Genomic DNA, 21,931 nt, shown 5'->3' with positions numbered 1-21,931 from the left:
AGCCGGATAGCGGTGCACCGCGTCCGACCGGACGAGCGATTTCGGACTCGATCGATCCGAGGCGCCCGTCACCTATCGGTCGGGCGCGACGATGCGATCGGATAGTCGCTGTCTGCCGGGCCGATCGTATAGAGCCGGACGTTCACCGCGACAGCGGCCGTCGAAACCGGAGTCAGTCCTCGCCGTCGGTCGATCGACCGGTATCGACGGCCACCCGACCGGCCGGGCGGTCGGTCCAGTCGAATCGCCGCTGGAAGCGAACGGCGACGTGGACGAGTGCGAGCAAGACGGGCACTTCGATGAGCGGGCCGACGACGGTCGCGAAGGCGACGCCGGAGCCGACGCCGAAGACGGCGACCGCGACGGCGATCGCGAGTTCGAAGTTGTTCGAGGCGGCGGTAAAGCCGATCGCCGTCGTCGTCGAGTAGTCCGCGCCGACCGCTCGCCCCATCGCGAAGCTGACGAGGAACATGCCGACGAAGTAGATCGAAAGCGGGACGGCGATCCACAGGACGTCCGTCGGCCGGGCGAGGATGGCCTCGCCCTGCGTCGCGAACATCACGACGATAGTGAACAACAGCGCCACCAGCGTCAGGGGGCTGATCGCGGGGACGAACGACTCCTCGTACCAGGTCTCGCCCTTCGCCCGGATGCCGGCGAATCGGGTGAGGAGGCCGGCGGCGAACGGCAGCCCGAGATAGATAGCGATCGCTTCGAACACCTGCCGGACGGTGACGTCGAACGACTCGGTCCCGGCGACCATCGCGTCGAGGCCGAGTTGCGGCGGCAGAAAGAGGGCGAAGAACCAGACGTAGACGCCGTAGGTGAGGATCTGGAAGACGCTGTTGAACGCGACGAGGCCGGCGGCGTACTCGCTCGAACCGTCCGCGAGGTCGTTCCAGACCAGCACCATCGCGATGCAGCGGGCCATTCCGATGAAGATCAGGCCCAGGAAGTACTCGGGCCGGGCGGGAAACGGCGGCACGAGGCCACTGAAGAAGATCACGGCCAGCGCGAACATCAGCGTCGGGCCGATGAGCCAGTTCTGGACGAGGCTCAGCGAGAGGATGCGCCACTGACCGAACACCCGCGGGAGCAGGCGATAGTTGACGGTCGCGAGCGGCGGGTACATCATGGCGACGAGACCGATCTCGACGAGGTGGTACTCCCCGATGGGGTCGACGACGCCCGGCGCGGACGACCCGAGCCCGACGCCGAGCGCCATCGCCGCGAAGATCCAGACGGTGAGATACTTATCGAGGAGGTCCATCGACCGCGGATCGGCGCAGTCCGGACAGGCGCAGTCGGGGCCGTGATCGTGATCGGTCGCCGGCGAGTTCATCGACCGGCTCCCCCGGTTAACCGGGCCGCCAGTTCGTCGAACAGCTCCCGGACGCGGCCATCGATCGTGTCCCTGATCTCCCGGACCGTCTCGACGTCCTGACCGTGGGGATCGGACAGATTCCAGTCCCTGACGTCGACGCGCGCGTCGAGTTCGAGGGTCGAACATCCCATCGTCGCGACGACGTCGCAGGTCTCGAGTTCGGCGGTCGAGATCTCGCGCGGGGTGCGCCCGGAGAGATCGACGCCCGCCTCGGCCATCGCCTCGACGACGACATCGTGGATCCCGTCGGCGGGGTGCGTGCCGCCGGTCACGATCTCGACGTCGTCGCGTCCGCGCCGATCGCGTTCGCGTTCGGCGAACGCGGTCGCCATCTGACTGCGGCCGGCGTTCCGGACACAGACGAAGGCGATCCGGATGGGGTCGCCGCGTTCGGTACCGGCGTCGGTTCGAGCGTCAGACACGGGCGTCACCCCGGGTGGTCTCCAGCGCGGCGAGGAGCGCCTCGGCCCGCTCGGTCGGCCGGTAGTATCGCCAGGTGCCCTCCTTGCGTCGCGTGACGAGCCCGGCGTCGGCCAGGTCCGAGAGGGCGTGGCTGATCGCGCTGTCGCTGACGTCGACAAGCGGCGAGAGTTCGCAGACGCAGAGTTCGTCGTCCGCTTCGACGAGCAGCGAGGCGATGCGGTAGCGGGTGCCGTTGCCGAGCGTCGAGAGCGCGTCGAGGTCGGCCGACGGGTCCGTCGGGACGGCGTCGTCGAGCGACGCGAGCGCGTTCAGGCGCTCGTCGACGTCCGCGTCGCAACAGTCCTCGAGTTGGGTTTCCAGCAACCGGCGGAGCGAGGATGACTGGACCATCAGTATCTGAATATCTGAACAGGCACTCATATAGATGTTCGGATCGGCGCGGGACCGGCGCCGCGGTCGAAGCGGTCGCCGATCACCGACACTCGTCCAGGGGAAGGAATACCTCGTCGTCCGCGGAGAGCCACGCGGTCAGTCGCGCCCACTCGTGGCAGTGGCGCGGGTGGACGGTTCGTCGATCGGGCGCGGCGTCGTTCCGGACGACGGTCGAGGCGAGTTCGGTCGGCGAGGAAAGCGCGGGCTCGGCTGCCGGCTGTTCGGGGGTGCGTTCCCCGGTCGGGGGATCGGTGGCGGTCATGGGAAGACGGAGTGTCGGACCACTCCGGTCGAGTGTCTGGAAGGATGGCTCAAAGGCGCTGCTAAGAGGTCTATAGAGCGATCGGGAGCGGTACGTGCGGGACGGGAACTGCGAACCGGAGCGGGATCCGGGGGAACGGGATACGGGGCCAGGGGCGAGCGAGACGCCGGTCGGAAAGGGCACACGGAAGACGGTCAGAGGCGAGGAATCACGGGATCCGGTGCGGTCGGGCGTCACCAGTCGAGTTACCGATCGGCGACGGTGCGACCGTGGCGCTCGCGACGGCGTTCGATCCGTCGCGAGTTCCCGGGCGAACTCGACGAGGCGCGTCGATCCCGCTCGGTTCAGTATCCGACGGACGGACCGCCGCCGGCGCGTGGAAAGGCACGAAACACCCGGTCGGTCGGACTCACGGACGAGAGGAGTGGTTGGACGCATCGCAATCGGGACTCGGTCCGAACACAAAATCCGTTGCAAAGGGCTGCTAGCGGCTATTGGCCATGTGCGATTAACTTACCCTCGTTCTGTTCGGCATGGATTATTCACAGCCCTGTCGGCACTGCTACCGCACTGCGCGCCCGACCGCGCGGCCTCGCTCCGCTCGATCAGATGCTCGGTCGGTCCAGTACGGGAGACGCGGAACGGTCGGTGATCGCTACGACCGGCGGGGAGAAGACGAAGCGGGAGTGCAGCGAGCGGCGATCGATCGTCCGGGGTGGCGGCGCAGAACCGATCGATCGGTACGATGCTAACGGAAGGCGTTTACCGGGGTCGACGGCCGTCGCCGCGCCGATCGGCTCAGCAACAGGTCCCGTCCGCGTCGACGACGGACTCCGAGAGGGAGAGGGCGGTCGACGCCACCCGCTGAAGGCAGTCGGCGAGGGTCTCGTAGCGCACGGCGTCCGGACCCTCTCGCTCGCGCGCGACGGTCGCCAGGGTCGCTACGTCCTCGCGTGCCTCCGGGTACCGGCACCTGGCCGATCGCGTCCGACCGGCCAGCGCCGGTTCGAGGAGCCCGCGAACCGCTTCGTCGGCCGCCTCGACGGCGGGGCCGACTGACGGATCGGGGGCGGCCGACTGCCGGTCGGCGACGGTCGCGATTCGGTCGGACACCTCGCCGAGCCGCGAGAGCCGCTGGGCCGTGCGATAGTGATCGAAGGCGTCGGTTCGGTCGGCGTCGACCCGCGCCAGTTCCGTCACGTCCGCCAGCCCGCGACGGAAGCCCCGGCGCACGAACCCGACCAGTCGATCGACGTCGTCGACGCGCTCGGTCGCGCGAGTCGCCAGGTCCGCATCGTCGTCGACGACGGCTTCGATCGCCGCGTCGTACGCCGCGTTCGTCCGGTGGCGGATCTGGGAGACCGTCTGGGCGAGCGAGACGTCGGCCGCGTCGAGAACATCGGCTGCGACGAGTTCGGTCTCCGTCTCGCGCTGTATCTCGAGGCCGATCAACTCGCCGACCAGCGCCGTCACATCGCGCCGGATGGCGGCGTCGAGCCCGGTCGAGTCGACGACGGTGATCCGATCGCACCCCGCGGCGTAGGCGTCCGTGACGCGAGCGGGCACCAGTGACGCGTCCATCGAGACGGCGTCGATCCGTATCGATCGCGACGGCGGGTCCAGCGGTTCCGCCGCGAGGACGAGCCGGTCGTCGTGGGGGTACAGCTGTATCGGCGTGCCGCGCTCGATCCCCTGCTCGAGCGCCCACTCCTTGGGCAGGGAGACGACGAACGTCGAATTTCCGGCCAGTTGAACCGTCCGCTCGACCGCGTCGGGCGTCTCGACGCTCATGAGTTCGAACCGTCAGTAGAGCAGCGTCTCATCGTTCTCGACCATGTACAGGGTCCGGGCCGCGATGTTGACGGCGTGATCGCCGACGCGTTCGAGGTCGCGGATCGTCAACAGGATCCGCGAGACGTCCGCCAGCACGGGGTCGACGGACTCGGGCGCGTCGACGGCCACGCCGGACGCGAGCAGGTTCCGGACGACGACCTCGCTCGCCCGTCGACACCGGTCGTCGATCTCGTCGTCGCGGGCGGCGATCTGGCGCGCCGAAGCGGTGTCCGCATCGGCGTAGGCCGTCGTCGCGTCCTCGACCATCTCGACCGTCTCCTCGCCGATCCGCACGGCGTCGATCTCCGGGTACCGCTCGCGACCGGCCTCGATCGTGTACTGCCCGAGATTGGTGGCCAGGTCGCCGATCCGTTCGAGATCCGTGATGATCTTGAACGAGGCGGCGATGAAGCGCAGATCGCCCGCGACCGGTTGCTGGAGCGCCAGCAGGTCGATGCAGTCGCCCTCGAGGTCGAGGTACCGCTCGTTTATTTCGTGGTCGCCGGTGACGACCGTCTCGGCGAGGTGTTCGTCGTGATCCGCGTAGGCGTCGAGCGCGAGCGTCAGTCGCTCGCAGACGAGGTCGCTCATCGCGAGGACGTCCGCCCGCAGGCGGTCGAGGTCGTCCTGATAGGAAGTGCGTGCCACGGCGATCACCCGAACTTCCCGGTGACGTAGTCCTCGACGCGCTGGCTCTCCGGATCTTCGAATATCTTGTCGGTGTCGTCGTACTCGACGAGCTCGCCGCCAGTGAGGAAGACGGCCGTCTGGTCCGAGATCCGCGCGGCCTGTTGCATGTTGTGAGTGACCACGATGACCGTGTACTCCTCCGCCAGTTGCTCGATCAGATCTTCGATCTTCGCGGTCGCGATGGGGTCCAGCGCGGACGCGGGTTCGTCCATCAGGATCACGTCCGGATCGACGGCCAGACAGCGCGCGATACACAGTCGCTGCTGTTGCCCCCCGGAGAGTCCGAGCGCGTTGTCGTCGAGGCGATCGTTCACTTCGTCCCAGAGGGCCGCCTGTTTGAGACTCCGCTCTACGAGTTCCCGCTCGCGACCGCTCGAGTCGTCGCGGAGCAGGCGGGCGAGCAGTCCCGTTTCGATATCACCGTGTTTCCGCGGGCCGTAGGAGATGTTGTCCCGGATCGATTTCGGGAACGGATTGGGCGACTGGAACACCATGCCGACGCGTTTCCGAAGTTCGACGAGGTCGACGTCGTCCCGATAGATCTCCGCACCGTCGAGTTCGACCGACCCGTCAACCCGAGCGCTGTTGATGCGGTCGTTCATGCGGTTGAGACACCGCAGGAAGGTCGACTTCCCGCAGCCCGAGGGGCCGATCAGCGCCGTCACGCTGTTCTCGGGAACGTCCATCGTGATCCCCTGCAGGGCCCGCTCGTCACCGTAGTAGACGTCGAGGTCCTCGATCGAGAACTTCGGTTCGCCGTCGAACCCGTACTCGATCCACTCGCTCCGGGTCTCCTCCTGTGACTCCCCGACCGTCGTCTGCGTGACGCCGTCGGTCGATCGACGATTCGACTCCGTCGTTTCTCGTGGATTTTCCATGCGATTACTCATGCGCGTAGTTTCTTCCGGAAGTACGTCCGAGTGGCAATACCGATCGCGTAGAACGAGAGGACGACGAGCAGGAGGACGAAGGCGGTTGCCCACCCGTATCCGGGATCGTCGCCGACGACCCCGGTCGTGATCGCGCCGTACAACTGGTACGGCAGCGCGCTCGAGCCGCTGAGCAACGCCTCGTTCACGATGAACGGCGGCGAGGCCGTGAACTCGAACGAGCCGAGAACGGACGGCGCGAACTTTCGCTGCGGGTTGTCGGCGGTGACGATCAAGATCGGTGCGGTCTCGCCGGCGATTCGACCGATACCGATGATGACGCCGGTCACGATTCCGGGCATCGCCGACGGAATGGTGACCTCCTTGATCGTCTCCCACTTGGAAACGCCCAACGCCGCGCTGGCGTCGCGATACTCGTCGGGGACGCTCTTGATCGCCTCGCGGCTCGTGATCAACACGAGCGGGAGGAGCATGAACCCGAGAACGATCATCCCGGCCAGCAGACTCGTGTTGTTCCCGAGGCGGGGAACGAGGAACGCGTAGCCGAACAGACCGAAGACGACGCTCGGGGTACTCCAGAGGCCGTTCGTCGCGATCTCGACGGCGGACGTGAACCGCCCCTGCTCGGCGTACTCTGTCAGGAACACCGCCGCGCCGACCCCGATCGGGACCGCCAGCACGACGGCGCCGACGACGAGCCAGAACGTGCCGACGATCGCCGGGAAGATACCCTTGGTCCCGAGGTACGCGTCGTACCCGTTCATCACGAAGGGCCAGTGAAAGTGCAGCCCCGGTCCGATTTCGACACCGTCGACGGCGTACCAGAATCCGTTCTTGACGATGAACCCGATCAACAGGACCAACACCAGGAGGATGAATCCGGCGTTGGTCCCGATCAGGAAGAACGCGCCGGCCTGGCGGCCGGCGGCTCCGAACCCCCGGAACGCGTTGGCCGCCGCCCACGCGCCTACGAAGGCGGTGAAGACCGTCAACAGAGGAACAACGACCGTCCCGAAGAACGTGACGCCGAATCCCGTCGGGGAGAACGTCCAGCTGGGGCCGATCACGTCGAACAGGAACAGCCCGCCGACCAGGAGCGAGAACAGCCCCGACGGGACGGTTACGCCGAGGTCTTCGCGTGCGAACAGGATCGAGCCGGCGACGACGGCGCCGACCACCGACGCGAGAAGCGCCGAGGGGACGCCGCCGACTCCGAACGTCTGCGACGCGGTCAGGCCGGTCGCGCCGAAGGCGACGAGGCCGAATCCGGCCGCGACGGCGACGCCGGCGGACCTGTCGGGCGTCGTCTCGACGATCTCGAGTCGGGACGCTGCGCCGGTCGCCAGCAGGCAGACGCCGGACGCGAACGGGAGCGCGGCGAACACGGTCTCGAGAGCGAGTCCGAAGAGTGACGATCCGAAGCCGAACCGTCCGGTCAGCGTCGCACCGCCGACGACGAAGGCGACCAGAAACAGCGCGATCGGGACGACCGAGAGTCCCGTCATCGCCGGGGAGTGGTCGGCGGTGAGTGCGTTCCGTGTGTTGTGCTGCGTGGACCGTTCGCTCATCGGTCTCCTCCGAGATTCGTCGTAACGCGCGCTTCGATCACCTGTGCAGTGACGCTCAACGCCATGACGGTGACGAACAGGACCACGCCGGCCGCGAACAACGCCTCCCTGTGAAGGCCGTGTGAATTACCGTACTGGCTGGCGATGAGGCTCGTCAGCGTGATCGTGTTTCCGAACACGTTGTAGAGCGGCTGTGGCAGCTGCATGACGTTTCCGAGGATGACGGTCGCCGCCATCGTCTCCCCGACAGCGCGTCCGACGCCGAGCAGTACCGCCGCCGAAACCCCCGAAACGGACGCGGGAAGCGTGACGCTCTGGATCGTCTGCCACTTCGTCGCGCCGATCGCGGCCGAACCGTCTTTCACGTGATCGGGGACGCTCGCGATCGCGTCTTCGGCGACCGAGGCGACCGTCGGCAGCGCCATCAATCCGACGACGACGCCGACGACGACGATGCTCCCGATCGAGGAGAGCCCGAAGTTATCCATCATGTAGCCGTTGATGATCGTAAAGCCGATGAAGCCGTACACGATCGACGGGATCCCGGCGAGCGTTTCGACTGCGGGCTTTACGATCTCGTGAGCCCACGGAGGCGCGATTTCGCTGATGAAGATCGCCGAGGCGATTCCGAGCGGTGCGGCGACGGCCGTCGCCAGGATGGTCGTGAGAACGGTCCCCCAGATAGCCGGGTACAGCGAGTACCGGTCGTCGGCGCGGCTCCAGTAGTCCCCGTCGCTGTAGAGGATGTCGAGCCCCATGTGTTCGAACGCGGGAAGCGAGCGGAGAAACAGGAAGGCGATGATGAGCACGAGAACGAGCGCCGTCGAAACGGTCGCGAGGAACATGAGTCCCTTCGCGGTCCGTTCCTGGTAGGCGACCCACCCGTATCCGACGACCGCGAGGAACGCGGCGACGAAAAACACCGTGAGCCACGGTGCGACTAGGAACGTCAGCAACGAACCCGCGAGCGACGCCCCGGCGACGAGAGACAGAATCGATCCCCTCCCGCCGCCGGACCGATCGTCGGCATCCGACGGACCGCCCTTTCGTAAATTAGTATACATTGATGGTGATGACGGTTGCGAAACCGGATGTCCGCCCGGGTCAGTTACTCGGCTCGGGAAGCTTTCCCAACTCCTCCTCCCGACGCTCGTCCGTCAGGGGGAGATAGTCCGCCGGTTCGACGAACTGCTGCTGTCCGTAGGGGTGCAGGATCATGCGGATGAAGGCGGCCTCCTTCTTCGAGGTATCCTTCCACGTGTAACAGTGCAGATCCCGAGCGAGCGGATACTCGGGATCGGCCATCCGCTCCCGGGTGTACTCCGTGCCGTCGATCACGAGGTTGACCATCGGCGCCTGGTCCGACACGAACGCGAGGCCCGCGTAGGCGATGGCGTTGTCGGACTGTTCGAGGGTCGTCTGAACCTGCTGATTCTCGCCCTTCCGGGCGTCGACTTCCATCTCGGCGTCGGGATCGCCGAGGACGTTGTTTCGGAACGACGTGTCCGTCCCGGAGCCCTCTGCGCGACCGATGACCTGGATCTCCTTCGAGGAGCCGCCGTAGGCCTCGACCTCGGTCCAGTCGGTGATCTCGCCCCGATAGATCCCCCGTACCTCCTCGAGGGTAATCTTGTCGAGCCCGTCATCTTTGACGGCCTTGCTCACCATGATCGGCTGGGCGTCGACCGCGACGACGTGGTCGACGAACGGCTCGAGGTCGGATTCGCTTCGGTCGGGGAACTCCGCGGAGACGGGAGCGCTCGCGTCGCCGATGTCGACCTGGCCCTCCTCGAGCTTCTGCAATCCGACGCCGGTGTGGTTCAGTCCGATCGACGTCTCGAACGGTGGCGCGCCGCTGTCCTTCGCCTCGAAGCCGTAGCGACCGGCCCAGTAGTCTGCGAGGTTCTCGTCGGAGTCGATGCCGTACTGACTGGGACCCCAGTACTCCTCGTCGTCGGCCGGCGGGTTCGAGTTCCACAGCGACCCGGCCTTGCTCGTGATAGGATAGACGGTCGACGATCCGTCAGCCGACAGCGATCCGGTATCATCCTCATCCGCGCTGCCGAGGCTCCCGACACAGCCGGCGACCGACACCGTCCCCGCGACGCCCGCTCCAGCGATGAATTTACGCCGCGATACGTCAGCACCGAACCGCCCGAATCTGTCTTCGGACATCAGGTGCAGGTATCGGCGGATGGGTTAAGTAGAATGCTAATATCTATATAATTTGGGCGGTAGTACTATATTTAGGTATATAGAACAATGAGGGGAGGCGTGGAGCCTTAAATATCGAGGGTTCCGGACCTTGCAGTCCGCGTCATACGCACATTCGGATCGGGAACGTCCTCGATCGAAAATTCCGAGACGACGACTATCGAGCCGGTTCCGGGATAGCCGCTGGATAAACCGATTTGAGTAGAAATCTATATAGAATTGGCCAGTACACATCGTGATGTGCGACACGGCCGGGTTGTCGGACGCCGCGGAACCGCCGGTTCGCGCTTGAGAAGTCGACTCGTAATCGATCGGCGCTCCGCTATCCGCCGTCGCGACGCGCGATCTGATTCGCCGGCTGCGATTACGTCTCCTCGACGTGGCGAACCGTCACGGCCTCGCCGCGGGCGCTTTCCGCCATCTCGCGGCCGAACATCTCTGCGCGACCGACGGCGAATGCTTTGGGGCCCTCGACGATCACCTCGTCGCCGACGCGGATCTCCTCGTCCGCGTCGACGATACCCGGCGCGAGGACGCTGCCGTGGGGGACGAAGCCGTCGATCTCGACGCGCTTCGTCGGCGCGTCGCTCTCGTCCCACAGCCGGGCGCCCTCGAGCGTGAACGAGAGCGTGCCGTACTCGGGCACCATCGTGGCGAGCTGGGTGCCGTCGCCGTCACGTACCTGGATCTTCGGATAGCGACTCGTGGTCTGGACCTCCACGTCCGCGAAGAGGTCGTCGCCGGCGCCGTCGCCGAGCAGGTAGTCGGCGATCGCGCGGACGGTGTTGTGCTCGCGCTCGCGTTTCGAATACTTGAGTTCGCCGTCGAGGGCGTTCGCGAGGTTCGACAGTGACTCCTCGTCGGTCGGGTGCCCGTCCGCCGGGACGGTGTAGGTCACCCGCTCCTCGAGTTCGAGGTCGGCCTCGACCCGTTCGACGATCTCGCGGTAGCCCTCGTCGGGGACGTGCGCGACGATCTTCCGGTAGTCGTTGCGCTGCAGGTAGCGCCGGAGGACGCTGGCGACGAAGTCGATCTCGTCGGCCGACCAGCGACCGGTGACGACGGTGTCGTAGTGCTGGGCTGGATAGGTCGTCTCGAGTTCCTGGGGCACGACGCCGATCGGACTCGTCATCGAGACGAGGTGGGCGCGCCACCGGATGACGTCGTGGAACTGCCCGTGACTCTGGGACTCGCTGTAGGGCTTTCGGGCCGAGCAGGGGACGAGGACGAGCGGATTTCGGAAGCGGTTGCGGTACCGGCTCGTCACCCGGTCGGCGAAGCGCTGGATCTCGACCCGTCGGAGCGTGTCGGCCGTGGTGGCCGCGATCTCGGCCGCGCGGAGGATCGGCGCGCGTTCCTCGAGGTAGCTCCACTCGTCGTCGAGTTCGCGCATCGCGGCCGTGAGCCACTGGTCGTGGCGGGCCTGTCCCTCGACGTAGTCGCGCAGGCGCCCGTCGCGGATCCGCCCGCGAACCCGCGCGAGTTCGGCCGCGAGCGCGTTGCGGTTGTGCTCGACGCAGTCCTCGCGGGTGAACTTCGCCAGCGGGACCTGACAGGCGGGGCAGGCACACGGCAGTTCTTCGAGCGCGTCGAGGTGGTGAAACCCGTCCGTCGTCAGGTAGTGTCCCTGCGTCCCCTCGACCGTCGCGCGCGACGCGTCGACGCCGTCCACGCCGGCGTAGGAAAGCAGCGAGACGTTCCGCGGCGTGGCGACGCCGGAGAGGATCACGGCGGTGTCGGCCGGCACGGCCTCGCGGACGGCGACGATGGCCTCCACGAACGCCGCGCCGTGGCCCCGAAACGACTGGGCGTCGGCGACGATCACCGCGTCGGTGCCGTGATCGACGGGCGACTCGCTCGAGACCACCGCCGCGCTCGGATAGTCCACGTCGGGGTAGGTGGGTGCGAACGACTCGCGGACCTCGGGGGCCGTGCCGCCGGGAAACGCCCGGTGGGGCAGCACCGTCAGCGACGACGGATCGCCCGCGGGGAGTTCGGGGTCGGCGACCCACTCCGACCCCGCGTCGTCGAGGAGATCGCCCACCAGCGCCGGCGTTCGCCGGGGCTCCGCGAGGCGAAGTTCGCCCAGACGCGCCGCGCCGTCGCGCGCGTGAATCTCGAAGTACTCGGTCATACGGACCCTGCGGCGGGCAGTCGAAAGAGCGTGTCGAAACCCGCCGGCGGGCCCAGACCGGATCGTCGAACGGCGCGACCGGTGGGCCGATCAGCTGCGTTTGCCGACGCCGCGAGCGCTACTCCAGGTCGACCGTGACGCGACCGTCGAAACCGAGGATGACCGCCTGGGCGACGTCGCCGAAGATCGCCTTCCCCGTCGGGGAGCGCTTCTGGCCGACCAGGAAGATGTGATCGACGTCGTACTCCTCGGCGGCGTCGAGGATGGCGTCGGTCTCCGAGCGGTCGTCGATGATACGGGGGACGAGTTCGTACTCGACGCCGGTGTCGCCGAGCGTCTCGTTCGCGACCGACTGGAGTTCCTGCTCGAGGCGGTTGCGGAACGTGTCGATGCCGTAATCGGTCCCCTCGATCCGTTCGAAACCCTTCAGGGCGTCTTTGTCCTCCTCGTACTCCGCGTAACTGAGCGTCGAGAGCAAGACCAGGTCGGCCTCGGCCCCGGCGGCGAACTCGCCCGCCGTTTCGAGCAGCCGCTTGTTCCGGTCCGTCTTCTCGAAGACGACTAACCCACGATCCATACCCCCTCCATCTCAGCGACACGTCAAAAATTGCGTGGTTTCTCCATCCGGAACCGCTCGAATCTGTGGCGGCCACTTCGGCGTTGCGTGATCTTCGCGGCGACCACTCCGGCGTTTCCTGGTCTTCGCGGCGGCCGCTCCGACTGAGTCAGGCCCGGCCGACGAACGTCGCCGTGGCCGACGTCCGCCCGCGGTTGAACGAGAGGATCGAGACGCGGATCGTGTCCGACGGCTGGACGTCGCCCGGAACGTCCGTAACGAACACGACGAACCCTTCGACCTTCGCGACCGCGTGGCGATCGCCGGAGTGGTGGTGGGAAAATTCCTGGACGCCGACGGTGTACTCCTCGCCGATGGCGACCGGCGGCTCGCGCTCGCGAGCGGCCTCGTGGCGCGATCGGGACCGCCGGCGGTCGCGTCGGACGCGCCATCGGCGCCGGAGCCCCCGGGTCGCGAGTGCGAGTAGGACGAGCGCCAGGATCGCCGCCCCCAGACCGACGGCGAGTTCGGTCGACGACGCCCCGGACAGAGACGATCGAATCACGTCCCAGAGTTCGACGGCCCGTTCACGCATCGTTACGGGAAAGGACAGCCATCCCTCTTCGGTGTTTCTATCCGCGAAGCCGGTGTCAGCGCGGTTGAGTCCGGGTGGAGGTCGGTACGAACGGTCGTCGGCCGCGTCCCAGGCGGGCGCTTACGACGGCGCGGAGCCCTCGACGACCGAAACCCGATCGGGTAGCGCCGAGAGGAGTTCCGGCGACCAGCCGGGGTGGCCGAGGCCGAACGCGGTCTCGGGATTGGCCGCGACGAGTCGCTCGACGCCGCGGACGGCGGCCGCGATCGCGGCGCGGTCGGTCCGGTCGGGCACCTCGGCGGTCAGGGGATACGTCTTCGAGAGCGCCCGCGGGAACGGTCCGAACGGCGGCTCGACGCGCCAGACCGCTTCGAACGGTTCGTCGGGTTCGACGCCGCCCGCCGAGAGGAACAGCGACTCGGGCACGGCCAGTCGGTCGAGGCGATCGTGGTGTCGCAGCACTTCCGGCCGGCGCGCGCTCTCGTGGGAGGTGTAGAAGAAGGTGCCCTTCGAGACGGGATCCGTGCGTTCGAGCTGGGCCGCGTGGTCGAGCAGGGCCCGATAGCCGTCGAGCATCGCCGGGTGCGAGCGGGCGCGCTCGTCGACGAGTTCGAGCAGGTTGCCCGCCCGGATCGCGGCCTTGATGCGGCGGATCTCCGCGAAGCTGACGTGGAGGTTGTGCGCGGCCAGCGCCGACTCCCGCCGGTCGTCGGGCAACGCGGCGAGGCCCTCGGCGCCGTGATCGGTGCAGACGGGACACGAGCAGGGCAGGTGATCGAGGTCGTCGAGGTGGCGGGTCCCCCGGACGGTGAGGTAGCGGTCGTCGCGGGCGTAGAGCGCGTAGGCCGCGGAGTCGAACAGGTCACAGCCCATCGCGACGGCCAGCGCGAACATCATGGGGTGGCCGGCGCCGAAGAGGTGCACCGGCGCGTCGGCCCCGAGCCCGCGCTTGGCGGCGGCGACCACCTCGACCACGTCGGCGTAGCGGTACTCGTTCAGCAGCGGGACGACGGCACCGATCGGGAAGACGTCGAGCCCCGTCGAATCGGCGTGGGCGCCCGCTTCCTCGCGGAGGTCGGGATAGGTCGACCCCTGCACCGGCGCGCTGCGGAGCATCTCGCCGGTGTCGATCCCGGCGGCGAGTTCGAGGCGCTCCTTCGTCGTCTGGAGTTCCGCCGCGGCTCGCTCGCGGGGGACGTCCGGCGGCGTCGGGACGTCGACGGGCGTCGCGATGTCCGACCCGATGGCGGCCTGGAAGTCGAGAATCTCCTCGGTCGTGACGTCGATCTCGCCGTACTCGGCCAGCTGGAACGAACCGGAGTCGGTCATGATCACGCCGGGAAAGTCGAGGACCTCGCGGAGCCCCTCGGCGAGCGCGCGCTCGCGGAATTCCTCGGAGCCGTGGAAGATGTACGCGTTCGTGATGAGCGCCTCGGCGCCGAACTCGTCGTGGAGTCGTCGCGGCGGGAGCGTATCCAGGTGCGGGTTGATCACCGGCAGCAGCGTCGGCGTTTCCAGTGTCGTATCGGCGCTCGGGATCGAGAGCGAACCGATCCGGCCGCCGGCGTCCACGTCGCGAAGTTCGAAGCGCCCAGCCATCGTGGACGTCTTCGTGGCGGCGTCGGTAAACGTTGCGTTCCGGCGAGGATCGCCGGCGGTCGGGGGCGAGACGATCGATGACGACCCAGGTCCGCCGATAGCGGCGCGGGTGAACGACCCATTACGCTTCGAAACGGTCCGTCGGGCGGCCGGTCGACCGCCGACACCGGGCGTTGATCGCCGATTGCCAGTCGCGATTCATCCGGCGGCTGCTCGCGCCGTGAATGCGGGGTTACCCGCGACCCTCGCGACGTGAATCGACAGTTTCGGTCGGAAGACCGTGAAACGGTCTGTTCGTTTTAGCCCGGAACGCGGCGGTACTGCGATCCGTATGGACTCACGACTACAGGCGATCGGTGTCGTCCTCGTCGCGTGCTGCGTCGCACTCGCCGGCCCCGGCGTGGCCACGGCGAGCATGGCCGACGGGACGACGACCGGAGAGACGAGCGCAACGCTGCAACACGTACAGGTGGGCGAACTACAACTGGACAACGTCACGGTCGAGAACGTGACGATCGAGGAACTCAACGTCGAGACGCTCGAGGCCCAGGACAGAGCGGCACTCGAAGACGAACTCGGCGTCAACCAGACCCAAGACGGGGCGGCGACCGACGGCACGGACGGTGACGACAACGCTACGGCCGACGGCGAAGACGACGCCACGGCCGGCGGCGCGGACAACGCGACCGACGGTGCCGGCACACAGAACGCCTCGGACGAGCCGATCGAGGACGTGACGTTCTCGAACATCCACATCGAGTCGCTCGAACTGGAGAACGTCTCGATCGAGGAGCTTCAGGTGAGCGAGATGGGCGCCGGCACGGACGGCGCCGACAACGCCACGGACGGCATGGACGGTGCGGGCAATGCCACCGACGGTGAAGACGGCGCTGCGACCGACGGCGCGGACAACGCCACCGACGGCGAGGACAACGCGACCGACGGTGCCGGCGACGAGATGGTCATCGACGAGAACGTGGTCGCGCTCGACGGGAGCGAACTGACGATCGAGGAGATGAACATCGAGACCCTGACGCTCGGCGATATCACGGTCGAAGAGGAGGACGGCGGTATCGTCGATCAGATCGGCGACTGGCTCGGCGGCATCTTCGGCGGTGACGGAGATGGCGAAGACGGCGAGGACGGCGCCGCGACCGACAACGCGACCGACGGCATGGACAACGCCACCGGTGGCGAAGACAACGCGACCGACGGCATGGACAACGCCACCGATGGCGAAGACAACGCGACCGACGGTGCCGGCGCGGCCACCGACGGCGAGACGCAGGAGTTCGAGTCGGTCACGATCGAGCAGTTCGACGTCCAGGAAGCGACCGTCGAGGCGATGACGATCAATTCGCTCGAGGATCGAAGCGCCGACGACGGCGCTGACGGCATGGACGGCAATGCAACGGACGGCATGGACGGTGCGGACAACGCCACCGAAGACGGTGGCGACGGTGCGACCGACGACGCCACCGACGGCGAAGACGGCGCCGCGACCGACAACGCGACCGACAACGCGACCGACAGCATGGATGGTGACGACAACGCGACCGACGGTGCCGGCGCGGACAACGCGACCGACGACGGCGCGGCCGACACCGCCGAAGCTGGCGAGACGATCGAGATGGCGTCGGCCGCCTCGATGACGATCGAGGACGGAACGGCCGAAACCGTCACGGTCGACGTGGACCAGCTCGAACAGGAGTTCGAAGGCGACAACGAGACCGGTACGACGACGGGCGACGGTGCGGACAACGCCACCGAAGACGGTGGCGACGGTGCGACCGACGACGGCACGGACGGCGAGGACAATGCGACCGAAGACGACAGCGCCCCGTCGATCGAGGCGCCCGTCTGATCGGCCGAAACGATTCGTCGGCGACGGACGATCCATTTTTCGAACGACTGCACCCGGTTAGCGACGGCTTCGGGAGGCGGGAAGCCGGTCACCGAAGGGGCTATCGACGGCTGAGCGAGGGGTCGTGAACGGGTGACGAACGTGTTGCAACGGGTGCGGAACGCAGTCAGCCGGCCGGTCAGTCGTCGACGGCGCCGCTCGCTCGGTCAGTCGTCGACGGTTCCGTCGCTCGCCCGCTCTCGGAGCCGGTAGTACGAGACGGCCAGCATCGGCCGAGCGTCCCTGAGTTCGCCCGACAGCGCCGCCCGTTCGAGCGCTTCCAGTGATCGTTCGCGCACGCGAATGGTCTCGTCCTCGTCGAGGTCCTGCTCGGCGGTGGGCCGACAGTCGCGAGCGACGAAGAGGTGCAAGACGCTGTCGGCGAGGCCGTTCGCCGGTTCGACCGTACAGAGCGCCTCGAGCGAGCCGGCTCCGTAGCCGGTCTCCTCGGCGAGTTCCCGCCGCGCGGCGGCCGCGACGTCCGCGTCGTCGGGTTCGACGCCGCCGACGGGGATGCCGACGTTGTGCCGACCGACGGCGTGGCGCCACTCCTCGATCGTCACGACAGCCCCCGCGGGCGTGAACGGCAGGATCCCCACACTCGGCGGCTCGGAGAGGTAATCGAAGTCGGTTCGCGTCCCGTCCGGGAGGACGACGGTCTCGGAGATCACGTCGAAGCCGGGACAGGAGTACGCGACCGAGCGGTCCTCGGTCTCCCACGCCGACCCGTCGGGATCCTGTGGATGGATCTCGGTCCGCGGGTCGGGCTCGGTCTGCTCGGGAGCCTCGTCTCGCGATGGGGGATCGTCAGGCATGCGAGGGGCTTCGCGCGCGGCAGAAAAAAGACTGCCCTCAGACGGAGCCGGACTCGCCCAGGTGGACCGGCGGCGTTCCCGCGGTGAACGTCGAAGCGGCCAGCCAGCCGACTCCCATCGGATCGGCGAGCGGTACTCGAACGGATTGCGGATCGATCGGCGATGAGATGGCCTACGACGGGGTTTCGCGCCGCCATACGTCGCGTTCGGACCTGCTAAATTGCCGTACAACTCCGATAACAAAGACACGGCGTCGTGAATGGATCATTTCGGAGTCACATGGATCAACTCACCGGCTTCCAGCGCGACCTGCTGTACGTCATCACCGGGATGGATCGCCCGTCCGGCCAGGAGATCCTGGACGTGATCAACGACTACGTCGACCAGCCCGTCACCCACGGGCGGCTGTACCCGAATCTCGACGCCCTCGTCGAGGAGGGCCTCGTCGAGAAGGGCCAGCTCGACCGCCGGACGAACTACTACGCGCTGACGCCGAGCGGCGAACGCGCCCTCGAAGACAGACAGGAGTGGGTCGAACAATACGTCGAAGTGTAACTCACTCCTGTATTCTGTCGCGCGGTGTCGGAATGGGACGTAACCGAGAAAGAGCGAACAGTGAGCACTTGCAGAAGAGACCTACAAACCGTTATTCAATATCGAATTCAAATTATAATTTAGCAGACTCTTAAAGTTGGACGTACACACCTTCATATGAAGATACTTGCTCATCCATATCAGGAATTTGCCATTCATAGCCGGTCCAACCCATGAGAATACCATCGGGAGAAGAGGGTTCGTGCATCAATTGGTTAAAATTACCTAGAATATCTACCGGATCTACGAGGAAATATTTCATATATTAATGAACATAAAATATAAGAAGTAAAAAAGATAATTTGCAATATGAATAGAAGATCAATGCTGACCTATGGCCTATTTCTGGTTGTATCTGTATGTCTGATTCTGTTATGGACGTATCAGAGCTCATTAATCGCCATTATTTGCGTGTTATCGGTAGGATTTTACGTAACATTATTTAATTTATTAATTTATATAGAATGGTGTTGAATTGAATGGTTTTTCTGAACTCTAGTTATTCAATAGTTCTCAGGAGGATTGCCTGGTATTTTATATATCTGATCAATCTAGTATAGTTTTTGGAAGATAGCATAGAAATGCTAATGAGGATCGAGGACGTGTTGATATCAATTGTAATATTGGTTGTGATTATAATAGCTGGCACGGCGAGGGTCGCTCCGAAATCGTTTTCACCGGGACCCGCGCACACTCGGTATGCCGACGGACTCGGACACTGATTACGATCCCACACTGGGACGGAAGTTCATTTTCGTCACCGGCGGCGTGATGTCGGGCCTCGGGAAGGGCATCACGGCAGCGAGCACGGGCCGCCTGCTCAAAAACGCCGGGTTCGACGTGACCGCGGTGAAGATCGATCCCTACCTCAACGTCGACGCGGGGACGATGAACCCGTTCCAACACGGGGAGGTCTACGTCCTCAAAGACGGGGGCGAGGTCGACCTGGACCTGGGGAACTACGAGCGGTTCCTCGGGATCGACATGACCTCGGACCACAACGTCACGACGGGCAAGACCTACCAGCACGTCATCGAGAAGGAGCGCGCGGGCGACTACCTGGGCAAGACCGTCCAGATCATCCCGCACGTCACCGACGACATCAAGCGCCGCATCCGCGAGGCCGCCGAAGGCCACGACGTCTGCATCGTCGAGGTCGGCGGCACGGTCGGCGACATCGAGGGAATGCCCTACCTCGAGGCGCTGCGCCAGTTCGCCCACGAGGAGCCGGACGAGAACGTCCTCTTTACCCACGTCACGCTCGTCCCCTACTCGAAGAACGGGGAGCAAAAGACCAAGCCGACCCAGCACTCCGTCAAGGAGGTGCGTTCGATCGGCCTCCAGCCCGACATCATCGTCGGGCGCAGCCCCGACGAACTCGACCGGGCGACCAAAGAGAAGATCGCGCTCTTTTGCGACATCCCGACGGAAGCCGTCTTCTCGAACCCCGACGTCGAGGACGTCTACCACGTCCCGCTGGTCGTCGAGGAGGAGGGTCTCGACCAGTACGTCCTCGAACGCCTCGGCCTGGCCGACGAGGCCCTGCCCCAGGGCGAGCGCGCCAGCGAGTGGCGCGAGATCGTCACCACCGAGAAGACGGGGACGGTCGAGATCGCGCTGGTGGGTAAGTACGACCTCGAGGACGCCTACATGTCGATCCACGAGTCGCTCAAGCACGCCGGCTTCGAACTCGGCGTCGAGATCGAGACCCGCTGGGTCGACGCCGACGAGATGGCCGACCACCACCGCGAGCGACTGCGCGACGCCGACGGGGTCATCGTCCCCGGCGGCTTCGGGATGCGCGGCACCGAGGGCAAGATCGAGGCCGTCCGCTACGCCCGCGAACACGACGTCCCCTTCCTCGGACTCTGTCTGGGCTTCCAGTTGGCCGTCGTCGAGTACGCGCGCACCGTGCTCGGCTTCGAGGGCGCCCACTCCACCGAGATGGACGAGGAGACGCCCCACCCGGTGATCGACATCCTGCCCGAGCAGTACGAGGTCGAGAACATGGGCGGGACGATGCGCCTCGGCGAGCACACGACCGTCATCGAACCCGAGACGCTCGCCTACGAGCTCTACGGCGACACCTCCTGCTCGGAGCGCCACCGCCACCGCTACGAGGTCAACCCGGAGTACTTCGAGGACTTCGCGGACGAGCCGATGGTCTTCTCCGGCACCGCGGGCAACCGCATGGAGATCCTGGAACTCGAGAGCCACCCGTTCTTCCTCGGGACCCAGTTCCACCCCGAGTACAGTTCGCGACCGGACGATCCGAGTCCGCCCTTCGTCGGCTTCGTCGACGCCGTGGTGGAGACGGCCGATATCGACGGTCGCGATGCCGAACCCGACAATCGCGAAGGCGCTGCGGACACGGAGGTGACCGCCTGATGGTCGACGTCGAGACGTTCGTCCCGGAGGCGATCGACGAGATCGGCGACGAGATCGGCGACGCCAACGCCGTCATCGCGCTCTCGGGCGGCGTCGACTCCTCGGTGGCCGCCGCGCTGGCCTACGAGGCCATCGGCGAACGGCTCACGCCGGTCTACGTCGACACCGGGCTGATGCGCAAGGGCGAGACCGACCAGATCCGGGAGACCTTCGACTACATGGAGAGTCTGCGGATCGTCGACGCCAAAGACCGGTTCCTCGACGCCCTCGAAGGGGTCACGGATCCGGAGGAGAAACGCCGGGTAATCGGCGAGCGGTTCATCCGCGAGTTCGAGCGCGAGGCCAAAGACGCCGACGCGGACTACCTCGTCCAGGGGACCATCTACCCCGACCGCATCGAGTCCGAAGGCGGGATCAAGTCCCACCACAACGTCGGCGGCCTTCCGGAGGTCGTCGACTTCGACGGCATCGTCGAGCCCGTCCGCGATCTCTACAAGGACGAGGTCCGCGAGGTGGCTCGCCACCTCGATCTGGACGAACTCGTCGCCGAGCGGATGCCGTTCCCCGGCCCCGGTCTCGCAGTCCGCGTCATCGGCGAGGTGACCGAGGAGAAGCTCGCGGTCGCCCGCGAGGCCTGTCACGTCGTCGAGGACGAACTCGAGGAGTACGATCCCTGGCAGGCGCTGGCCGCCGTCATCGGCAAGGCGACGGGCGTGAAGGGCGACAATCGCGTCCACGGCTGGGTCGTCGCGGTCCGGTCGGTCGACTCCCGCGACGGGATGACCGCCCGCGCCCAGGAGATCGACTGGGAGACCCTCCAGCGCATCCAGTCGCGCATCACCGGCCAAAACGACAACGTCGCCCGCGTCGTCTACGACGTCACGCACAAACCCCCCGCGACGATCGAGTACGAATGAGCGACGACCCAATCGATCCGGACGGCAGGACCGATGCATCGCCACGTGATGCGGGCACGAACGAACCGATCGCCTCGGCGATCGTCGCCGGTCCGGACGATCACGACATCGCCCCCGCGCTGGCGGCGGAAGGGATCGACGTCACCCGCATCGACGAACCGCCGAACAGACCGGCGCTGGAGACGGCGGGGATCACGTCGGTCGAGGGCTACGTCGTCACCGACTACGCCGACGCGACCTCGGTCCCGATCGCTCGCGACCTGACGGACGACCTTCGGATCGTCGCCTACGCGAGCGGGTCCGTCCCCGAGTTCGTCCGCAGCCAGCTGGATCTCGCGATCGATCCCCGGGTGCTCGACCCAAACATCGTCGCGGAAGAACTCGCTCGCCCCTAGTAAATTCGCCTGCCAGCGGCAAACACGTACGGTAATATTCACTTTATTACGGCTCGAATGCATCCCGCGCGAACGGGGATCGCATCGCCGGACGAGGACAATCGGCGAATCCGTATCGCGGTCGCAGGGCGACGCCGCCCGCCGATTTAATCGGCGTAAACCCGGGTCAATTCGGATTGATCGTCCGGTCTGGCCGTTGGACGGTCGCGGGTGTTGAAGTCCACACTCGCCCATCGACGAACTGGAGGACACGGGCCCGCACATCCCAACGGTCGAATCCCGTGGCTTCCAGCATCCCACCAGAGCACCCACCAGGTGTGCCACATCGCGGCCGCCCGG

General features: G+C 66.2%; 20 protein-coding genes. 5 read left to right on the top strand and 15 right to left on the bottom strand.

Annotation, left to right across the window (positions count from 1 at the left end; genetic code table 11):
• Nucleotides 1-172 precede the first annotated feature (172 nt).
• The 14 genes from arsB to tgtA form a co-directional block, all read right to left on the bottom strand.
• Nucleotides 173-1,342 (bottom strand): ACR3 family arsenite efflux transporter, encoded by a 1,170-nt coding sequence (arsB, locus tag MXA07_RS06680; RefSeq protein WP_282102542.1) that lies wholly within the window; start codon nt 1,340-1,342, stop codon nt 173-175.
• On the bottom strand, nt 1,339-1,806 hold the full coding sequence (locus tag MXA07_RS06675) for an arsenate-mycothiol transferase ArsC (protein WP_425492198.1): 468 nt from the start codon (nt 1,804-1,806) through the stop codon (nt 1,339-1,341). Before MXA07_RS06675 ends, arsB begins: the two co-directional genes overlap by 4 nt.
• A complete protein-coding gene (locus MXA07_RS06670) occupies nt 1,799-2,197 on the bottom strand; it encodes an ArsR/SmtB family transcription factor (RefSeq protein WP_247731269.1) in 399 nt (132 codons plus the stop codon). The genes MXA07_RS06675 and MXA07_RS06670 overlap by 8 nt, the downstream gene beginning before the upstream one ends.
• Before the next feature lie 82 nt (nt 2,198-2,279).
• Nucleotides 2,280-2,501: a DUF7511 domain-containing protein gene (locus MXA07_RS06665; RefSeq protein ID WP_247731268.1), complete on the bottom strand. Its 222-nt coding sequence runs from the start codon at nt 2,499-2,501 to the stop codon at nt 2,280-2,282.
• A 798-nt stretch (nt 2,502-3,299) separates the two neighbouring features.
• Nucleotides 3,300-4,292 carry an AbrB/MazE/SpoVT family DNA-binding domain-containing protein gene (locus tag MXA07_RS06660; protein ID WP_247731267.1) on the bottom strand — a complete coding sequence of 331 codons (993 nt, stop codon included), beginning with the start codon at nt 4,290-4,292 and terminating at the stop codon, nt 3,300-3,302.
• Between the two features lie 12 nt (nt 4,293-4,304).
• Nucleotides 4,305-4,982: a phosphate signaling complex protein PhoU gene (gene phoU, locus MXA07_RS06655; protein ID WP_247731266.1), complete on the bottom strand. Its 678-nt coding sequence runs from the start codon at nt 4,980-4,982 to the stop codon at nt 4,305-4,307.
• Between the two features lie 5 nt (nt 4,983-4,987).
• Nucleotides 4,988-5,902 (bottom strand): phosphate ABC transporter ATP-binding protein PstB, encoded by a 915-nt coding sequence (pstB, locus tag MXA07_RS06650; RefSeq protein ID WP_247731265.1) that lies wholly within the window; start codon nt 5,900-5,902, stop codon nt 4,988-4,990.
• 8 nt (nt 5,903-5,910) lie between these two features.
• Nucleotides 5,911-7,482 (bottom strand): phosphate ABC transporter permease PstA, encoded by a 1,572-nt coding sequence (gene pstA, locus MXA07_RS06645; RefSeq protein WP_247731264.1) that lies wholly within the window; start codon nt 7,480-7,482, stop codon nt 5,911-5,913.
• Nucleotides 7,479-8,546: a phosphate ABC transporter permease subunit PstC gene (gene pstC, locus MXA07_RS06640; RefSeq protein ID WP_247731263.1), complete on the bottom strand. Its 1,068-nt coding sequence runs from the start codon at nt 8,544-8,546 to the stop codon at nt 7,479-7,481. Before pstC ends, pstA begins: the two co-directional genes overlap by 4 nt.
• 40 nt (nt 8,547-8,586) lie before the next feature.
• The gene (locus MXA07_RS06635; protein WP_247731262.1) at nt 8,587-9,657 is read right to left on the bottom strand and encodes a PstS family phosphate ABC transporter substrate-binding protein; all 1,071 of its coding nucleotides are present in this window, start codon (nt 9,655-9,657) and stop codon (nt 8,587-8,589) included.
• 403 nt (nt 9,658-10,060) lie between these two features.
• Nucleotides 10,061-11,830 (bottom strand): archaeosine synthase subunit alpha, encoded by a 1,770-nt coding sequence (gene arcS, locus MXA07_RS06630; protein WP_247731261.1) that lies wholly within the window; start codon nt 11,828-11,830, stop codon nt 10,061-10,063.
• Between the two features lie 118 nt (nt 11,831-11,948).
• Entirely contained in the window at nt 11,949-12,407 is a 459-nt protein-coding gene (locus MXA07_RS06625; protein ID WP_247731260.1) for a universal stress protein, read from the bottom strand.
• A gap of 148 nt (nt 12,408-12,555) precedes the next feature.
• Nucleotides 12,556-12,981 carry a TRAM domain-containing protein gene (locus tag MXA07_RS06620; protein ID WP_247731259.1) on the bottom strand — a complete coding sequence of 142 codons (426 nt, stop codon included), beginning with the start codon at nt 12,979-12,981 and terminating at the stop codon, nt 12,556-12,558.
• A 120-nt stretch (nt 12,982-13,101) separates the two neighbouring features.
• On the bottom strand, nt 13,102-14,580 hold the full coding sequence (gene tgtA, locus MXA07_RS06615; RefSeq protein WP_247731258.1) for a tRNA guanosine(15) transglycosylase TgtA: 1,479 nt from the start codon (nt 14,578-14,580) through the stop codon (nt 13,102-13,104).
• Between the two features lie 331 nt (nt 14,581-14,911).
• Between tgtA and MXA07_RS06610 the strand changes: the two genes are divergently transcribed.
• The gene (locus MXA07_RS06610) at nt 14,912-16,444 is read left to right on the top strand and encodes a midas domain-containing protein (RefSeq protein ID WP_247731257.1); all 1,533 of its coding nucleotides are present in this window, start codon (nt 14,912-14,914) and stop codon (nt 16,442-16,444) included.
• Nucleotides 16,445-16,650: 206 nt separating this feature from the next.
• Here MXA07_RS06610 and MXA07_RS06605 read toward each other — a convergent pair whose 3' ends face one another.
• Nucleotides 16,651-17,298 (bottom strand): NUDIX hydrolase, encoded by a 648-nt coding sequence (locus MXA07_RS06605; protein ID WP_247731256.1) that lies wholly within the window; start codon nt 17,296-17,298, stop codon nt 16,651-16,653.
• A 279-nt stretch (nt 17,299-17,577) separates the two neighbouring features.
• Here MXA07_RS06605 and MXA07_RS06600 point away from each other — a divergent pair, with 279 nt between their 5' ends.
• The 4 genes from MXA07_RS06600 to MXA07_RS06585 all read left to right on the top strand — a co-directional run bounded on the left by MXA07_RS06600 (nt 17,578) and on the right by MXA07_RS06585 (nt 21,592).
• Nucleotides 17,578-17,853: a PadR family transcriptional regulator gene (locus tag MXA07_RS06600; protein ID WP_247731255.1), complete on the top strand. Its 276-nt coding sequence runs from the start codon at nt 17,578-17,580 to the stop codon at nt 17,851-17,853.
• Between the two features lie 738 nt (nt 17,854-18,591).
• Nucleotides 18,592-20,280 carry a CTP synthase gene (gene pyrG / locus MXA07_RS06595; RefSeq protein WP_247731254.1) on the top strand — a complete coding sequence of 563 codons (1,689 nt, stop codon included), beginning with the start codon at nt 18,592-18,594 and terminating at the stop codon, nt 20,278-20,280.
• Nucleotides 20,280-21,197, top strand: a complete 918-nt coding sequence (gene guaA, locus MXA07_RS06590) for a glutamine-hydrolyzing GMP synthase (protein ID WP_247731253.1) — start codon at nt 20,280-20,282, stop codon at nt 21,195-21,197. The genes pyrG and guaA overlap by 1 nt, the downstream gene beginning before the upstream one ends.
• Nucleotides 21,194-21,592 (top strand): DUF7126 family protein, encoded by a 399-nt coding sequence (locus tag MXA07_RS06585; protein ID WP_247731252.1) that lies wholly within the window; start codon nt 21,194-21,196, stop codon nt 21,590-21,592. Before guaA ends, MXA07_RS06585 begins: the two co-directional genes overlap by 4 nt.
• Nucleotides 21,593-21,931 lie beyond the last annotated feature (339 nt).

It is taken from the genome of Halovivax limisalsi (genome assembly GCF_023093535.1).
Lineage (GTDB): Archaea > Halobacteriota > Halobacteria > Halobacteriales > Natrialbaceae > Halovivax > Halovivax limisalsi.
Note: the sequence above shows the minus strand (reverse complement) of the source record. Positions and strands in the feature narration are given on the sequence as shown.

Excerpts from the sequence above, each read along its gene's own strand:
- arsB (WP_282102542.1), bottom strand. The coding sequence starts at position 1,342 with ATGAACTCGCCGGCGACCGATCACGATCACGGCCCCGACTGCGCCTGT.
- MXA07_RS06670 (WP_247731269.1), bottom strand. The coding sequence starts at position 2,197 with ATGGTCCAGTCATCCTCGCTCCGCCGGTTGCTGGAAACCCAACTCGAG.
- MXA07_RS06665 (WP_247731268.1), bottom strand. The coding sequence starts at position 2,501 with ATGACCGCCACCGATCCCCCGACCGGGGAACGCACCCCCGAACAGCCG.
- MXA07_RS06660 (WP_247731267.1), bottom strand. The coding sequence starts at position 4,292 with ATGAGCGTCGAGACGCCCGACGCGGTCGAGCGGACGGTTCAACTGGCC.
- pstB (WP_247731265.1), bottom strand. The coding sequence starts at position 5,902 with ATGGAAAATCCACGAGAAACGACGGAGTCGAATCGTCGATCGACCGAC.
- pstA (WP_247731264.1), bottom strand. The coding sequence starts at position 7,482 with ATGAGCGAACGGTCCACGCAGCACAACACACGGAACGCACTCACCGCC.
- pstC (WP_247731263.1), bottom strand. The coding sequence starts at position 8,546 with ATGTATACTAATTTACGAAAGGGCGGTCCGTCGGATGCCGACGATCGG.
- MXA07_RS06635 (WP_247731262.1), bottom strand. The coding sequence starts at position 9,657 with ATGTCCGAAGACAGATTCGGGCGGTTCGGTGCTGACGTATCGCGGCGT.
- arcS (WP_247731261.1), bottom strand. The coding sequence starts at position 11,830 with ATGACCGAGTACTTCGAGATTCACGCGCGCGACGGCGCGGCGCGTCTG.
- MXA07_RS06625 (WP_247731260.1), bottom strand. The coding sequence starts at position 12,407 with ATGGATCGTGGGTTAGTCGTCTTCGAGAAGACGGACCGGAACAAGCGG.
- MXA07_RS06620 (WP_247731259.1), bottom strand. The coding sequence starts at position 12,981 with ATGCGTGAACGGGCCGTCGAACTCTGGGACGTGATTCGATCGTCTCTG.
- tgtA (WP_247731258.1), bottom strand. The coding sequence starts at position 14,580 with ATGGCTGGGCGCTTCGAACTTCGCGACGTGGACGCCGGCGGCCGGATC.
- MXA07_RS06610 (WP_247731257.1), top strand. The coding sequence starts at position 14,912 with ATGGACTCACGACTACAGGCGATCGGTGTCGTCCTCGTCGCGTGCTGC.
- MXA07_RS06605 (WP_247731256.1), bottom strand. The coding sequence starts at position 17,298 with ATGCCTGACGATCCCCCATCGCGAGACGAGGCTCCCGAGCAGACCGAG.
- MXA07_RS06600 (WP_247731255.1), top strand. The coding sequence starts at position 17,578 with ATGGATCAACTCACCGGCTTCCAGCGCGACCTGCTGTACGTCATCACC.
- pyrG (WP_247731254.1), top strand. The coding sequence starts at position 18,592 with ATGCCGACGGACTCGGACACTGATTACGATCCCACACTGGGACGGAAG.
- guaA (WP_247731253.1), top strand. The coding sequence starts at position 20,280 with ATGGTCGACGTCGAGACGTTCGTCCCGGAGGCGATCGACGAGATCGGC.
- MXA07_RS06585 (WP_247731252.1), top strand. The coding sequence starts at position 21,194 with ATGAGCGACGACCCAATCGATCCGGACGGCAGGACCGATGCATCGCCA.